Genomic DNA, 15,286 nt, shown 5'->3' with positions numbered 1-15,286 from the left:
TCAAAAAAACCCGCCGCGCTTCCAGCCGGCGGGTTTTTTCTTCATGGCTGGCGGGCTGCCCAGGCCACCAGTGCGTCGAAGGCCGGCCTGGCCGCCGCCGCGTCGGGGTGATTGGCCACGGCCACCAGAACCCAGCGTTTGCCGCTGGCGGTGTGCACGTAACCGGCCACCGCCGCCACGTCGCGCAGGCTGCCGGTCTTGAGATGGGCGCTGCCCGCCCCGGCCTGGCTGCGGCGCAGCGTGCCGTCGATGCCGGCGATGGGCAGCGAGGCCGCCAGGTCGGGCATCAGCGCTGAACGCCAGGCGGCCTGCAGCAGGCGTGTCAGCCCCATCGCACTGATGCGGCCTTCACGGCTCAGGCCGGCACCGTTGTCCATCACCGGCGCTTCGACATCCGGGAAACGCTCGCGCCACCAGCGCTGCACTACCGCCCGCGATGCCTCGAAGCTGGCGCCGCCGCCGTTCTGCAGCGACAGGGTCAGGAAAACCTGCTGCGCCATCACGTTGTTGCTGTACTTGTTGATGTCGCGCACCACTTCGGCCAGCGTGGGCGACGCAGCGCTGAAGGCCGGGCTGAACCCGGCCGGCGCGCGGCCGTCGCGCGCCCGGCCGGACAGCCGTCCGCCCATGGAGCGCCACATCCCTTCGATAGCCCGCGCGGCGTAACGGTCGGGGTCGGCGTAGGCCACCGGCCAGGTCTTCTCGCCGCAGTCGGCCGGATAATTGCCGGCGAATACGATGCGGTCCGGGCTGGAAAGGTCGGCCTGCAGGTTGGTGCGCCAGTCGCCGCAAGCCGTGCGGGCCGGTGCCAACGGCACGGTGTCGGGCACCTTCAGGCCTGCCAGCGGGGGGTCGACGATGACCCGTGCCCGGCCGCTGGAAGGCTCCGGGACGAAACCCAGGGTCAGCGCCCGGAAGTTCACCAACAGCGCGTCAGGCGCAGCGTTATAGGGCTTGCTGGGCTCGCCGTCGAAGGCTGCCGGGTCGTGCTGCGGCAGGATGAAGGCGCTGCGGTCCAGCACGATGTCGCCGGCGATGGCCTTCACACCCTGCGCCTGCAATCGGCGCAACAGCAGCCACAGCCGCTCCAGCACCATCGACGGATCGCCCTGGCCGCGGATGAAGACGTCGCCCTGCAGCGTGCCGTCCACATCGACCGGGCCGCCCAGTGTGACCGGCGTGTTCCAGCGGAAGGTCGGGCCCAGCAGGTCGAGGCCGGCATAGGTGGTGACCAGTTTCATGACCGATGCCGGATTGACGGGCTGGTCGGCCCGCCAGCGGACCAGGGGAGTGCCGCCGCCGGCCGGTGCCACCACCACCGACAGCGCATCGGCCGGCAGGTGGGCGCGCTGCAGTGCGGCCTCGACCTCGGCCGGCAGACGCGCCTGGACCTGGCCCTGGGCCTGCACATCCAGGCCGGTAAAACCCAGCGTTGCAGCCGCCACGAAGGCGGCCAGCGTCTTGCGGACGCCGTGCGCCCGCCCCGGAAAGAAGGGGTACGGAGAGAGTCGGACTGTCACGGTGGGGTCGTCTGGCAAGGGCAAAAAGACAGTCTACGGTGGCCGTTCGATAATTTGCCATGCCTGACGCGTTCCCTTACCTCCTTGCATTCGACACCAGCACCGAGTTGCTGTCGGTCGCCCTTTCCTTCAACGGCACGGTGCAGGAGCGATCCGGCCCCGGCGCGGCCCAGTCCTCGACCACCCTGATCCCGATGGCGCAGGCACTGCTGGCAGAAGCCGGCATCGGTTTCAGCCAGCTGCAGGCCGTCGTCTTCGGGCGCGGCCCGGGTTCCTTTACCGGCCTGCGTACTGCCTGCGCCGCCGCACAGGGCATGGCCTACGGCGCACGGTCGGCTCAGCATCCGCAAGGCCTGCCGGTGCTGCCCGTCGACACCCTGGCCACCGTGGCCGAAGCCGCCCGCGCAGAGAGCGGCGCAACCCGGGTGGTCGCTACCCTGGACGCCCGCATGGACGAGGTCTACGTGCAGCCCCTGGCGTGGAACGAAGACCTGCGGCAGTGGCGGGCCGAAGACGGCAGCCACGCCCGCCTGGCACGCCCCGAAGACATCGTGGTGCCCGAAGGCTGGACGCTGGCCGGCAATGCGCGGGCCGCCTACGGCGAGCGCATCGTGCCGGCGCCCTCGGTGCATGTGCTGCCGCACGCGGCGGCCCTGCTGCGGCTGGCGCCCGGGCTGATGGCCGCCGGCGGCCTGGTGCCCGCTTCGGAAGCGCTGCCGCTGTATGTGCGTGACAAGGTGGCGCAAACCACCGCCGAACGCCTGGCGGCCCGTGGCGCAGCGGCCTGAAGCTGAAGGAAAATGCCGCCCATGAGTGCCAATCCCCGCAGCATGGAAGCGCGTTTCGAGCCGCTCACGGTGGAGAGCCTGCCCGGCATCCTGCCGATCGAGGAGGACGTCTACACCCACCCCTGGACCTTGGGCAACTTTGCCGATTCGCTGCGCGCCGGCTACCAGGCGCAGCAGCTGGTGGCGCAGGGCGAGGTCATCGGCTATTTCGTCGCCATGAAGGGCGTCGACGAAGTCCACCTGCTCAATCTGACCGTGGCAGCCGTGCACCAGCGCCAGGGCTGGGCGCAGGTGATGCTGGACGCGCTGGCGCTGTGGGCCCGGGGGCAGGGCGCCATGTGGGTATGGCTCGAGGTGCGGGCCGGCAACCTGCGCGCCCAGCACGTCTATGAGACCCACGGCTATCGGCGGGTCGGCGTGCGCAAGCGTTATTACCCGTCGTTCGCACCCGAGCGCGAGGACGCCATCGTGATGAGCCTGCGCCTGTGGAACTGAGGCCATTGCGCGGCCACCGATAATCGCGGGGTGACTGCCATGCCCCCCACCCTGATCCTGGACGACCGCCAGCGCGCCATGTTGCGCGAGATGGGGGTGCAGGTATGGCAACCCCGAACCGCACCGGGACCAGCCCCCGCACCCGTCCCGGCGACAGCACCGGCGACGGCAGCGGCCCCCGCCCCGCCGGCCCCGCGGCCCGCAACGGCCGCCCCGGCACCGTCTACTTCGCCGGCGCCGGCGCCGGTCACTGCCGCCGCCGCTCCCGGCGCGGTGCTGCGTGGCGACTGGCTCGCCATGTTCGCGCCCGAAGGCGACGACCCACAATCCCCCATCTGGCTGGTGCTGGCCGACAGCCCTGCCGCCGATCCTCGCGAAGGCGATGCCGGCCGCCTGCTGCAGGCCATGCTGAAGGCCGCCGGCCTGCACAAGGACGCCCGTGTCTGGGTGGCCGGCGTGGGCCGTGCGGGCGACGAAGGACTGCCGCTGGCCGAAGGGCTGCGCCAGGCCCTGGCGGCGCATCAACCGGCCATGGTGCTCACGCTCGGCCGGCTGTCGTCGCAGGCAGCGCTGGGCAGCGGCGAAGCCCTGGGCAAGCTGCGCGGCGCGGTGCATTCCATCGGCCATGTCGATCCGGCGCCGCTGGTGGCCAGCTACGAACCCGGCTGGCTGCTGCGCTCGCAGGACGACAAGGCGCGCGCCTGGGAAGACCTCTGCCGTGCCCTCGCCACGGTGCGTGGTGCCAGGCCGGCCCCTTCAAATCCATAAAATCAAACCATGACTTTTCTCGACCAGCTGCGCGACACCGAGCGCAAAAACGGCTCGATGCTCTGCGTCGGCTTCGATCCCGAACCCTCCCGCTTTCCTGGCGCCTGGAAGGACGACCCGAGCAGGATCCACGACTTCTGCGCGGCCATCGCCGAAGCCACGGCCGACCTGGTCATCGCCTTCAAGCCGCAGATCGCCTACTTCGCCGCACACCGGGCGGAAGACCAGCTCGAACGGCTGGTCAACACCCTGCAGCGCGTGGCGCCGGGCGTGCCCATCGTGCTGGACGCCAAACGCGGCGACATCGGTTCCACCGCCGAGCAATACGCCCGCGAAGCCTTCGACCGCTACGGCGCCGACGCGGTCACGCTGTCGCCCTTCATGGGTTTCGATTCGGTCGAGCCCTATCTGCGCCGGCCCGGCAAGGGTGCTTTTTTGCTGTGCCGCACTTCCAACCCGGGTGGCGACGACTTCCAGGCCCAGCGGCTGGCCTCGCTGCCAGGTGAACCGATGTTGTACGAACGCATCGCCGAACTGGCGCAGGGCGACTGGAACCGCAACGGCCAGCTCGGCCTGGTGGTCGGCGCCACCTACCCGGCGGAAATCGAGCGCGTGCGTGCATTGGCGCCCACCGTGCCGCTGCTGATACCCGGCGTGGGCGCGCAGGGCGGCGACGCCGCGGCCACGGTGCGGGCAGGCTGGAAGTCCGATGCCCCCATCGTGGTGAACTCCTCGCGCGCCATCCTGTATGCCTCGCAAGGCGCGGACTTCGCCGAAGCGGCCCGCCGGGTGGCGATGGCCACACGCGACCAGCTGCAGGCCGCGCGCGGCTAGCCACGCTTTCCGCCGCGGTCGCCGGCCTGCGCCGATGAAGGGCTACAAAGTACCCATCGTTATCGCAAGATGTTTGTTTGCGCGCACTAACTGAGGCGCAGCATCGGGGCCATGAGCTCCACGCGCACCTCGACCCTGCCGCCGCCGGCCTCGCCGGCGCCTGTCACCCCAGCCAGCCCCGGATACCGCGCGGCTTTGCCCTGCGCGGCGGGCGCGGCCTCCACGGCCGCGGTCGTGGCCGGATGCGGGGCGAGCAACGAACCCATCATCGAATCGCCGGCGTCCTTCGCCGCGCCCAGGGCGAGCAGCCAGCAGGCCAACACCGGTGCGGGCGCAGCGCTGATCGCGGGGTCCACCAAGGCCGGCGGCGTCGCCGGCCCGCTCGGCCAGCCCCGGACCTACGCGGTGCCGGGCAGCGACCCGGAAGCTGCCCGTTTCCTGCTGCACGCCCAGTTCAGCGCGGTGGATGCCGACATCGCCTCGGTACGCAACCTGGGCTACGCCGGCTGGCTGGCACAGCAGTTCGATGTACCGGCCGTCAACACCGCCTGGGCCTGGCTCAACCAGCGTGGTTACGGCGTCAACGCCTTTGCCTATACCGTCTATGGGTCGGACTTCGCCGTCTGGTGGCAGCTCTTCAATGCGCCCGACGCCCTGCGCAAACGCATGGCCCTGGCGCTGTCGGAAATCTTCGTCATATCGGCCGGCAGCATCACGACGGTATGGCCGTCGCACGTGGTCGCCAACTGGTGGGACATGCTGTCGACCAACGCCCTGGGCAACTTCCGCACGCTGCTCGAATCGGTCACGCTGCACCCGGCGATGGGCATCTTCCTGAACACGCTCGGCAGCCAGAAGGAAGACGCCAGCGGAAGGCAGCCGGATGAAAACTACGCCCGCGAACTGATGCAGCTGATGACCATCGGCCTGGTCAACCTGCAGCCGGACGGCACGCCCGTCACGGCCAACGGCGCACCGGTCGAAAGTTATACCCAGGACGACGTCACCAACCTGGCGAGGGTCTTCAGCGGCTACACCCTCAACCTGTCCGGCAATGCACCCAGCGTGCTGGTCGGCACGACCTACATCAACAGCAACACCTTCACCCGACTGCCGATGGTGCTGGACGCCAGCCTGCATTCGACCCGCGACGTGCGTTTCCTGGGCACCTCCATTCCCGGCGGCACCGAGGGCAACGCGGCCCGCAGGATCGCACTGGACACCCTCTTCAACCATGCCAACGTCGGGCCGTTCGTCGGCAAGCAGCTCATCCAGCGGCTGGTCACCAGCAACCCCAGCCCGGCCTACGTCGCCCGGGTGGCGGCCGCCTTCGCCGACAACGGCAAAGGCGTGCGCGGCGACCTGGCCGCCACACTGGCCGCCATCCTGCTGGACGACGAGGCGCGCGAACCCGCCGGCCTCGCCAGCGTCACCTTCGGCCGGCTGCGCGAACCCATCGTGCGACTCATCCAGTGGGCGCGGACCTGCGGCCTGAACTCGGCCCGCGGCAGCTGGAAGTTCTATGACCAGTCGGGCGTCGACCAGCTGTCGCAGAGCCCGCTGCGCGCCCCTTCGGTGTTCAACTTCTTCCGCCCGGGTTATGTGCCCTCGTCGACTTCGATGGCCTCGGCCGGCCTGCTGGCGCCGGAGTTCCAGCTGGTGAACGAAGCCACCGTCAGCGGCTACGTCAACACCATGCAGTCCTTGCTGAAGAACGGGCTGTTCGTCAATTCGGCAGACCTTCCGCAGATCGTCAACGGCTCGCCCAGCCCGACCGACGGCTTCGACATCAAGGCCCGCTACACCGCGGAGCTGCCGCTGGCGACCGACGCGACCGCGCTGGTCGCCCGGCTGAACCTGCTGCTGGCGGCCGGCCAGCTGTCGCGGGCCACGCAGTCCCTGATGGTGTCGGCGCTCGAAGCCAGCCCGGTGACGGCAGCGTCCAGCGACGACGCCAAGCTCAGCCGCGTGGCGGGTGCGGTGCTGATGGTCATGGCCTCGAGTGAATACCTGGTGCAGAAATGAAAACCCACCTCCACACCTCGCAAGAACTGCCGGCCGGCGCATCGGGCCGGTCGGACAGTCCGGCCCGCCGTGCCTTCCTGCTGCGCTCCGGCCAGCTGGCCCTCACCGGCACGGCCTTGCCGTTCGCGCTCAATCTGGCGGCCATGGGGGAGGCGGCCGCCTTCGACGCCACCGACTACAAGGCGCTGGTCTGCATATTCCTGATCGGCGGCAACGACCACGGCAACACCGTCGTGCCCTACGACGACATCAACTACGCCCGTTATGCCGCCATCCGCGGCCCGATCGCACTGTCGAGGGACAGCCTGACGGCCACGCTGCTGAACCCCAAGACCGACCTGAGCGACGGCCGCCGCATGGCCCTGCATCCCTCGCTGGGCCGCATGGCGTCGCTGTTCCACGCCGGCAGGGCCGCCGTGCAGCTGAACGTCGGCCCGCTGGTCGTGCCGCTCACCCGTTCGCAGTACTACAGCCCGGACGTGACCCGGTTCCCACGGCCGCCCAAGCTGTTCTCGCACAACGACCAGCAGTCGGTCTGGCAGTCGCTTTCGCCGGAAGGCGCCACCGTCGGCTGGGGCGGCCGCATCGGCGACCTGGCACTGGCATCCAACGGCAAGGCCACCTTCACCTGCATCTCGACATCGGGCAATGCGGTCTTCCTTTCGGGACAGACCGCCCTGCAGTACCAGGTCGGCCCGACCGGCGCCATTCCCATCGCGGCGCTGAAGAATGCGCCCTACGGATTGAACGGCGTCAGGAACGCGTTGAACACCCTGCTGCAACAGCCGCGCAGCCACCTGATGGAAGACGCCTACAACCGTGTCACCGCACGTTCCATCGCCGCCGAATCCGTCGTCACATCCGCCATCGGCACCGGCAGCACGCTCAGCACCGTGTTTCCCGGCGGCGGCCTTGGCGACCAGTTGAAGGTTGTCGCACGGATGATCGCGGCGCGGGGCGCGCTCGGCGCCCGGCGGCAGGTGTTTTTTGTCGGGGCCGGCGGCTACGACACCCACGACAACCTGCTGTCCACGCAGGCCGGCCTGCTGGACAGCCTGGGCCAGGCCATGAACGCTTTCTACAACGCCACGGTGGAGATGGGCCTGGCGAACCAGGTGACGGCGTTTACCGCCTCCGACTTCGGCCGTACGCTGGCGCACAACGGCGGCGGTTCGGACCATGGCTGGGGCGGCCACCATTTCGTGGTGGGCGGCGCGGTCAGGGGACAGGAGTTCTATGGGGTGCCGCCGCCGGTGAGCATCGGCAACACCACGGCGGCAGAGGACCAGTGGCATGTGGGCCAGGGCCGTTTGCTGCCGACCACCTCGGTCGACCAGTACGCGGCCACCCTGGCAAGCTGGTTCGGGGTGGCGGATGGCGAACTGAACGGGCTGCTGCCCAACCTGACGAATTTCGGCACGGCCGCGAGCCGCCCCGACTACCCACGCAACATGGGTTTCATGTTTTAGCCAGGCCCGGCGGGCCCGGCCGGGTTCAGCTCTTGCCGCCTTCCGGCAGTTCGATCTTCACTTCGAGCACATCGAAGTTGTCCTGGCGTTCCAGGTTGACCTTGATGTCGCGGGCGTCGATGGCCACGTACTTCGAGATCACCGCGATCAGCTCGCGCTGCAGCGCGGGCAGGTAGTCCGGGCGGACGCCGCCCAGGCCGCTGCGCTCGTGCGCCAGAATGATCTGCAGGCGTTCCTTGGCAACGCTGGCAGTCTTCTTCTTCTCTCCGAGCAGGAGGGAAAGCAGGGACATGGTGCTTACCTCCCGAACAGACGCTTGATGAAACTCGACTTCGGCGCTTCGGTGAAACGCATCGGACGCTCCTCGCCCAGGAAACGCGCCACGACATCCTTGTAGGCCTCGGAAACATCGCTGTTCTCGAGGTGGATGGCCGGCGTGCCCTGGTTGGATGCCTGCAGCACGGTTTCGGATTCGGGCACCACACCCATCAGCGGAATGCGCAGGATGTCCTGGATGTCCTGCAGCGACAGCATCTGCCCGTCCTCGACGCGCGCCGGGTTGTAGCGGGTGATGATCAGGTGTTCCTTGATCGGCTCGGCGCTGTCCATGGCACGTTTGGTCTTGCTGCCCAGCATGCCCAGGATGCGGTCGGAATCGCGCACCGAGGAGACTTCCGGGTTGGTCACCACCAGCGCCTCGTCGGCGAAGTGCATGGCCATCAGCGCACCGGTCTCGATGCCGGCCGGCGAGTCGCAGACGATGTAGTCGAAACCCATGTCGCCCAGGTCTTTCAGCACCTTCTCGACGCCGTCCTGCGTGAGCGATTCCTTGTCGCGGGTCTGCGAGGCAGCCAGCACGAAGAGGTTCTCGCACTGCTTGTCCTTGATGAGGGCCTGGTTCAGGTTGGCCTCGCCGTGGATCACGTTGATCAGGTCATAGACCACGCGGCGTTCGCAGCCCATGATCAGGTCCAGGTTGCGCAGGCCGACGTCGAAGTCGATCACGGCGGTCTTGAAACCCCGCAGCGCGAGGCCCGAGGCGAAGCTGGCGCTGGTCGTGGTCTTGCCCACGCCGCCCTTGCCGGAAGTCACCACGACGATCTTGGCCATGTTGTTGCTGTCCTTGAAAAATGCGTAAAAGGGGTGAGGATTGAAGGTGTGGTCGAGACTACTGGAGCGACTCGATCACGAGTTTCTCGCCGACCAGGCTGATCTTGGCCGCACGGCCCACGATGTCGGCCGGCAGCGGCGTCTCGGCCGTGCGATAGATGCCCGCGATGGAAACCAGCTCGGGCTGCATGCAGGTGGCGAAGATCCGGGCCGCCGTGTTGCCGCGGGCGCCGGCGATGGCCTTGCCGCGCAGCGGCGCGTACACATGCACATTGCCGTCGGCGATGACTTCGGCGCCGTTGCTCACCGCCGCCAGCACGATCAGATCGGCATTGCGGGCGTACACCTGCTGGCCGGAACGCAGCGGGCGCTCGATGACCATGGTGGGCAGCACCGAAGGCGCGGCAGGCGGGGCGGCGACCGGAGCGGGAGCGGGTGCGGAGCGGGCGGCGGGCAGGTCGGGTGCCTCGGTCAGGCCGGCGGCACGGGCGGCAGCAACCTGGTCGGCGCGGGCGCCGCGCACACCCACCGGCAGCACACGCATCCGGCGCAGGGACTGCACCAGCACGGAGAAATCGATGTCGCTGCCGGGCGGCAGCTGGGTCAGGTCGACCAGCACCGGGTCCTGGTCGAAGAAATCGGCCTGTTCGGCCAGGCGGCGCTCCACCTCTTGCGACAGCGATGCGCTGTCTGCCGTGCGCAGCACTACCGAGATCAACGGCAGGGTGGCGCTCTTCAGGTCGAAGCTGGCGCGAGCGGCGGAACCGGAGGATGCGGCCATGGAGACAAGCAGTGTCAAAGTCCGCGAGTTTAACGTGTGACTTCCGGCAGCCGACCAGTCCGGCCTCAGGCGACAGCGACCTGGTTGCGACCACCCCGCTTGGCGGCATAGAGCGCTGCATCGGCCCGCGCCAGCAGCAGTGAAATCGAGTCGCCCGCGCGCACTTCCGTAACCCCCAGGCTGGCCGTCAGCCTGACAGTTCGGCCGCCCATGTCGATGGGGTGATCCTCCATGGCGGTCCGCAGCCGCTCGGCCAGCGCCAGCGCGGCGTCGGTGCCGATGCCCGGCAGCAGCAGGCAGAACTCCTCGCCGCCGATGCGGCCAGCCAGGTCTTCGACGCGGGTGACCGTGCTGCACAGCTGGGCCACGTCGCGCAGCGCCATGTCGCCGGCGGCATGGCCGTAGCGGTCGTTGATCTGCTTGAAGTGGTCGATGTCCAGCATCACCAGCGCCATCGCACGGCCGTGCAGCAGGGCGGCCTGCAAGGCTTCGTTGGCGATGCGCATGAAATGCCCGCGGCCGGCCAGGCCGGTCAGGTCGTCGGTCGCGGCTGCGCGGCGCAGCGCCTGTTCCTCGGCCTTGCGGTGGGAGATATCGACCACCGTCGTGAGCCGCGCGCTCTCGCCGTCGTAGACCACCGGCACCAGCGAGATCAGCGCCCAGAAACCGCGGCCGCTCGCGTCGACGAGATTGGCCTCGAAGTCGTGCACCAGCCCGTCGCGTGCATATTGGGCGTAGAGCCGCTCGCGTTCGGCCGGAAAGCGGTACATGGTGTGCGGCAGCCGGCCCACCAGCTCGGCCACCGACATGCCGACCAGCGCCGCGGCACGCTCGTTGGCATACACGAACACGTCGTCGGCCACCCGCGACACCACCACCGGCAGCGGAATGTTGCGCAGGATGGTCACCGTGCGTTCCTCGCTGGCGCGCAGCTCGCGGGTCCGCTCGGCAACCCGCTGCTCCAGCGAGTCGGCCAGGCTGCGCACCTCGGCGTACAGCCGGGCGTTTTCGAGCGCGCTGACCAGGTTGCCCAGCAGCAGTTCGAGGAACTCGATGCGCTGCGGCGGAAACGCGCCGCTCGCCGCGTCGTTTTCGAGATAGAGGGCACCGATGGCCACGCCCTGGCGCACCAGCGGCATGCAGAGCAGCGAACGCACGGTGCGCAGCGCCACGTAGGGCAGGCGCTGCCAGGGATGTTCGTGCAGCGCGTCGTCCGCGCGGATCGCCTGGCCGGTGGCCAGCACGGTGCGCAATATCTCCAGCGGCAGGCGGTCGTCGCACTGCTCCAGCGGCACGGCCTCGGGTGCGGGGGCATCGGCCGGCGCGTTGCTGTCGGCTTGCAGCAGCCATCGTTCGCGTCCCTCGCCTTCACCGCGCAGCACCACCACCGCACGCACTGCGCCGGCGTTCTCGCGCAACGCCTGCAGCAGCCGCTGCAGCAACGGCGCCAGGGCGATCTCCGCCGTCACCGCCTGCACCGCCTTCATCAGCGCGCCAAGGTCCAGGGCGCGGGCAGGCGAGGCGGAGACCGTCGTTTCATCGGCCTCCGCGAACAGCGCCGCCGCAGCCGCGGGCGCACCCCAGCGCAGCAGCACCGCGCGGGCTTCGGCACGTTCGGCCGGTGCGTCGATCAGCATGGCGCGTTGCTGGCGCACGATGGCCAGCAGCATCAGGTCGTCGGCGTCGCGCACCGCCGCCAGCGCCTGGTCGAGCGCCAGGCGCACGGCGGCGTCGTCACCACGCACCGCCGCCCGCTGGGCCGACAGCAGCTGCTGCAGCGGCAGCAGGCGCGCGCTGGCCGCCAGCCAGGGCGTGAAACGCGCGACCGCCGCGTCGACATCGGCTTCCCAGCCGGCCGGCGGACGTCCTTCCAGCACAAGCGCCAGCCGCGACGAGGCGGTGAAGTAAATGCAGAAGGCCACCATGCCGAGGCCCCTCCCGGCGGAGAACATCGCCGCCGCCGCTTCCCCCGCGGTCACCGCCTCGGCATGGCGCCCGGCCAGCGCCAGGAGGCAGCATTCGAAGACATGCACGAAGAGCGCGCCGGTCTGGTCCTTGCGGGCGGCAAAACCTTCCAGTGCGGCGTCGCGCACATAACCGTCGTGTTCCAGCGGACGCGACACCAGCCGGTTGCGCTGCAGGGCGCGTACCGACTCGTGCAGCACCTGCACATAGTCGTGTGCCACCGGCTGGCGGATGCGCCGCAGCGTGGCCAGGTGCCGGGCCAGCAAAACCTCGACCTGCGACAGCGGAAGACCACCCAGCAGCGCGTGGCTGCCATGCAGCACCAGGGCCAGCCCGGCATGGCGCAGGTTGCCGTTTTCCAGGCCGTTGCGATGCACGTCGAGCCAGGCCGGCAGGGTTTCGCGCGGCGGTTCCACCCAGTGCTGCAGGAAGGCGCCGAAAGAGAAACCCGCATGCGCCTGCACCGTCTGCCAGCCGTGGCGGTCGATCAGGCCCATCGACATGCGTCCCAGCGACCAGCCGAAACGGTAGTCGCCCAGAAATTCCGCCACCAGCAGGCCCATCACCGTGTAGGCCGACAGGGCCTGCGGTGCGTGTCCGTGCCTGAGCATCAGGCGCAGCTGCACCACGGTAAGCAGCGGCAGCAACGTGGGCCGGGCGATATAGGCGGCCGCCGTCATGCGGGCGATCACCGCCAGCTGCTGGTGCGGCAGGGCAGCCTTCATCACCGGCAGATCGGCGACGGCGACCATGCCGATGGCCTCGATCTCGTCGCGCAGTTCGGCCACCAGGCGAAGCACGTCGGGCAGGCCGGCCACCACCGGCAATTGCAGGTCGAGCAGGCGCAGCGCTTCCAGGCCCAGCTCGATGGTTTCGTCGAGCCGGCCCAGGCCGTAAGAGGCCTCGACCCGCACATCGATCAGCAAGGCACGCTCGACTGCCTTGAGCGGTTGCGCAAGGGCTTCGTCGATCAGGCGCTGCATGCTGCGGTCGTCGCCCCGGAGGCCTGCCATGCGGGCGGCGTGGGTGCGAAGCTCCAGCGCGGCCGCCGGGCTGGTCTGCCAGAAGGCCGGGCCGAACAGCGTCACCGCCCGCGCCGCATGGTCCGCCGCCAGGTCGAACGACGCACGGTCGCGCGCCACATACGACAGCTGCATGTTCCACAGCGCCAGTTGCGCACGTTCGGCCGGGTCGGCCTCGGCCAGCGCACCGCCACGGTTGAGGTGGTTGACCACCGCGAAATCGGGCACCGCCGGGTCCATGGTCGGGCGCAGCATGCGGCCGATGCGCAGGTGCAGTGCCGGCCGTTCATCCTCGGCGGTCAGCAGGTAGGCGGCCTCCTGCACCCGGTCGTGGGCGAAAGCCAGTTCGACGTCCAGGCCGGCACGTTCGTCGGCATCCAGCACACCCACCCACTTGTAGCGGACGTCCGACGGCGTCAGCACGCCGGCCGCCAGCGCGGGCTCCAGGCCCCGCAGCACGGTGTCCTCGGCGTCGTCGCAGATCAGCGCCAGCGAACGCAGCGAAAATCGCGCATCCAGGCAGGCGGCGATGGTGAGCAGTTCACGCGTCCGCAGCGGCAGGCGGCGCAGCTGTTCGAGCATCAGCGCCACCACGTTGTCGGCGATGCGTTCGTGGCGGATCTGCTCCAGCGACCAGCGCCAGCTCGGCCCCGCCGGGTCGCGCCAGATCAGCCGGCGGCGTTGCAGGTCCTGCAGGAAACGGCCCAGGAAAAAGGGGTTGCCGCCGGTCTTCAGCTGGCACAGGTCGGCCAGGCCGCGCAGTTCGGCGTCGTCCGGCGAGCGTTGCAGGGTGTCGACCAGCAGGCCGGCGACGTCCTCCGCCTGCAGCGGCCCGACGGCCAGGCGGATGGGCGGCCGCCCGGCCTCGGACCAGCCGGCGATGTCACGCGCCAGCGGATGTTCGTCGCCCAGCGCATCGTCGCGGAATGCACCCACCACCAGCAGGTGACGCAGGCCGTCGTCCAGCGCCAGTTCGCGCAGCAGGCGGCGCGACACCCGGTCGGCCCACTGCAGGTCGTCGATGAAGACCACCAGCGGCTGCTGCTCGCTGGACAGCGCGGCAAAACAGCAGCACATGGTGCGCAGGAAACGGTTCTCGGCTTCCTGCGGCCCCAGCGGCGGAACATCGCGTGGCGCATGTTCGAACAGCAGCGCCAGTTCCGGCACCGCCTGCACCGCCAGCGCGGCGTTGGCACCCAGTTGCGCCAGCAGGGCCGCCCGCCAGGGCCGCTGGTGGACGCCGCTGTACGACAGCACCTGCCGCGCCCGCTGCCGCAGCGCCTGGGCGAATGCCGCTCCCGGCGCCTGCTGGCCGAACTGGTTGAACTTGCCCTCGACCATCTCGCCACGCCGTGCCAGCAGCGCCCGCAGCACCTCGTGCACCAGCGCGGTCTTGCCGATGCCCGGTGCGCCTTCCACCAGCACCAGCTGCGCCGGCCCCGAGGCGGCCATCTCGAAAGCGGCCAGCAGGCGCAACGTCTCGTCGGTGCGGCCGTAGAGCCGGCTGGATACCTGGAACCGTTGCGGCAGGTCGCCCACCGCCGGCACCCAGCCGCGCAGCAGTTCGGGAGCGTCCAGCAATCCGTGCAGCATCACCACGTCGCGCCGCAGGGCGTCGTGGCTCTGGTAACGGCCTTCGGGCTGTTTGGCCAGCAGCTTGTCGACCACCTGGCACAGCGCCGGCGGCGCGGCCGGACACAGGCCGGCCAGCGGCGGCGGCGTCAGCGCCAGATGGGCATGCACCAGCGCCACCGCGTCGTGTCCCGGAAATGGCGACGTGCCGGCCAGCATCGAATACAAAGTGGCGCCGAGGCTGTAGAAATCGGTGCGGTAATCGACGTCGCCGTTGGTGCGGCCGGTCTGCTCGGGCGCCATGCAGGCCAGCGTGCCTTCGAGTTCGGCTGGCGCGGCCAGGGCCGGACGCTCGCTGGAGATTTCAGCCGAAATGCCGAAGTCGATCAGCTTGACCACGCCGCGCGCCAGGTCGATCACCACGTTGCCCGGCGCGATGTCCTTGTGGAGGATGTCGTGCGCATGCACTTCGGCCAATGCGTCGATCAGGGCGATGGCTACCGACAGCGCATCGCCCACCGAAAGCGGACCCGATCGCAGCACGTCGCGCAGGGCCACGGCGCCGTCGTCCGGCATGGTGAGGAACAGCGCGCCGGCATGGCTGCCGAGCGTTTCGGCGCTGACCACGTTGGGATGCGAAACCCGTCGGGAAAGTTCGTATTCACGTCGAAACCGTGCCACGTCGCCGACGCCTAGCGCCTCGCGCCGAAGGAACTTCACGACCCGCCGTTCGCCGCCGACGCGGCATCTCAGAACGGTCGAGCGCTCTCCCCTGTAGAGAATGTCCACGACCTCGAATTCGCCGAGCGAATCACCGGGAACGGCCGTTTCTGGAGTTGTTGCAATGTGCTTCGCCGTCGCCATCTGCCGATGATAGGGGCGAGACGGCCCCCCGGAAGGGCCACGACAATGCGCTTCTTCGCCATCGACTTCCAAC

Annotated in this window: 11 protein-coding genes; 6 read left to right on the top strand and 5 right to left on the bottom strand. The window is 69.4% G+C overall.

The annotated features are described in order from the left end of the window. Positions 1-41: 41 nt before the first annotated feature. The gene (gene dacB, locus AC3ANW_RS21845) at positions 42-1,520 is read right to left on the bottom strand and encodes a D-alanyl-D-alanine carboxypeptidase/D-alanyl-D-alanine endopeptidase (RefSeq protein WP_488342923.1); all 1,479 of its coding nucleotides are present in this window, start codon (positions 1,518-1,520) and stop codon (positions 42-44) included. A 59-nt stretch (positions 1,521-1,579) separates the two neighbouring features. Between dacB and tsaB the strand changes: the two genes are divergently transcribed. The 6 genes from tsaB to AC3ANW_RS21815 all read left to right on the top strand — a co-directional run bounded on the left by tsaB (position 1,580) and on the right by AC3ANW_RS21815 (position 7,899). After that, the gene (gene tsaB / locus AC3ANW_RS21840) at positions 1,580-2,308 is read left to right on the top strand and encodes a tRNA (adenosine(37)-N6)-threonylcarbamoyltransferase complex dimerization subunit type 1 TsaB (protein ID WP_488342922.1); all 729 of its coding nucleotides are present in this window, start codon (positions 1,580-1,582) and stop codon (positions 2,306-2,308) included. Positions 2,309-2,329: 21 nt separating this feature from the next. Further along, positions 2,330-2,803: a ribosomal protein S18-alanine N-acetyltransferase gene (gene rimI / locus AC3ANW_RS21835; RefSeq protein ID WP_488342921.1), complete on the top strand. Its 474-nt coding sequence runs from the start codon at positions 2,330-2,332 to the stop codon at positions 2,801-2,803. Positions 2,804-2,842: 39 nt separating this feature from the next. Further along, positions 2,843-3,571, top strand: coding sequence for a uracil-DNA glycosylase family protein (locus AC3ANW_RS21830; protein WP_488345486.1), 729 nt, complete (start codon positions 2,843-2,845; stop codon positions 3,569-3,571). Positions 3,572-3,580: 9 nt separating this feature from the next. After that, positions 3,581-4,405, top strand: coding sequence for an orotidine-5'-phosphate decarboxylase (gene pyrF, locus AC3ANW_RS21825; protein WP_488342920.1), 825 nt, complete (start codon positions 3,581-3,583; stop codon positions 4,403-4,405). 111 nt (positions 4,406-4,516) lie between these two features. Further along, the gene (locus AC3ANW_RS21820; RefSeq protein ID WP_488342919.1) at positions 4,517-6,430 is read left to right on the top strand and encodes a DUF1800 domain-containing protein; all 1,914 of its coding nucleotides are present in this window, start codon (positions 4,517-4,519) and stop codon (positions 6,428-6,430) included. Continuing rightward, the gene (locus tag AC3ANW_RS21815; protein ID WP_488342918.1) at positions 6,427-7,899 is read left to right on the top strand and encodes a DUF1501 domain-containing protein; all 1,473 of its coding nucleotides are present in this window, start codon (positions 6,427-6,429) and stop codon (positions 7,897-7,899) included. The genes AC3ANW_RS21820 and AC3ANW_RS21815 overlap by 4 nt, the downstream gene beginning before the upstream one ends. Positions 7,900-7,924: 25 nt before the next feature. Here AC3ANW_RS21815 and minE read toward each other — a convergent pair whose 3' ends face one another. The 4 genes from minE to AC3ANW_RS21795 all read right to left on the bottom strand — a co-directional run bounded on the left by minE (position 7,925) and on the right by AC3ANW_RS21795 (position 15,213). Further along, positions 7,925-8,191, bottom strand: coding sequence for a cell division topological specificity factor MinE (minE, locus tag AC3ANW_RS21810; RefSeq protein ID WP_488342917.1), 267 nt, complete (start codon positions 8,189-8,191; stop codon positions 7,925-7,927). 5 nt (positions 8,192-8,196) lie between these two features. Next, on the bottom strand, positions 8,197-9,009 hold the full coding sequence (gene minD / locus AC3ANW_RS21805) for a septum site-determining protein MinD (RefSeq protein WP_488342916.1): 813 nt from the start codon (positions 9,007-9,009) through the stop codon (positions 8,197-8,199). A gap of 58 nt (positions 9,010-9,067) precedes the next feature. Beyond that, positions 9,068-9,790, bottom strand: coding sequence for a septum site-determining protein MinC (gene minC / locus AC3ANW_RS21800; RefSeq protein WP_488342915.1), 723 nt, complete (start codon positions 9,788-9,790; stop codon positions 9,068-9,070). A 65-nt stretch (positions 9,791-9,855) separates the two neighbouring features. Further along, the gene (locus tag AC3ANW_RS21795) at positions 9,856-15,213 is read right to left on the bottom strand and encodes a diguanylate cyclase (RefSeq protein ID WP_488342914.1); all 5,358 of its coding nucleotides are present in this window, start codon (positions 15,211-15,213) and stop codon (positions 9,856-9,858) included. Positions 15,214-15,286: the final 73 nt, after the last annotated feature.

Source organism: Xylophilus sp. PBN-3R (genome assembly GCF_057747805.1).
The sequence above is the reverse complement of the archived record's forward strand: the minus strand, read 5'-3'. Positions and strand labels throughout refer to the sequence as shown.

Coding starts and splice junctions, on each gene's coding strand:
- minC (WP_488342915.1), bottom strand. CDS start 9,790: ATGGCCGCATCCTCCGGTTCCGCCGCTCGCGCCAGCTTCGACCTGAAG.
- AC3ANW_RS21795 (WP_488342914.1), bottom strand. CDS start 15,213: ATGGCGACGGCGAAGCACATTGCAACAACTCCAGAAACGGCCGTTCCC.
- pyrF (WP_488342920.1), top strand. CDS start 3,581: ATGACTTTTCTCGACCAGCTGCGCGACACCGAGCGCAAAAACGGCTCG.
- AC3ANW_RS21820 (WP_488342919.1), top strand. CDS start 4,517: ATGAGCTCCACGCGCACCTCGACCCTGCCGCCGCCGGCCTCGCCGGCG.
- AC3ANW_RS21830 (WP_488345486.1), top strand. CDS start 2,843: ATGCCCCCCACCCTGATCCTGGACGACCGCCAGCGCGCCATGTTGCGC.
- tsaB (WP_488342922.1), top strand. CDS start 1,580: ATGCCTGACGCGTTCCCTTACCTCCTTGCATTCGACACCAGCACCGAG.
- AC3ANW_RS21815 (WP_488342918.1), top strand. CDS start 6,427: ATGAAAACCCACCTCCACACCTCGCAAGAACTGCCGGCCGGCGCATCG.
- minE (WP_488342917.1), bottom strand. CDS start 8,191: ATGTCCCTGCTTTCCCTCCTGCTCGGAGAGAAGAAGAAGACTGCCAGC.
- minD (WP_488342916.1), bottom strand. CDS start 9,009: ATGGCCAAGATCGTCGTGGTGACTTCCGGCAAGGGCGGCGTGGGCAAG.
- rimI (WP_488342921.1), top strand. CDS start 2,330: ATGAGTGCCAATCCCCGCAGCATGGAAGCGCGTTTCGAGCCGCTCACG.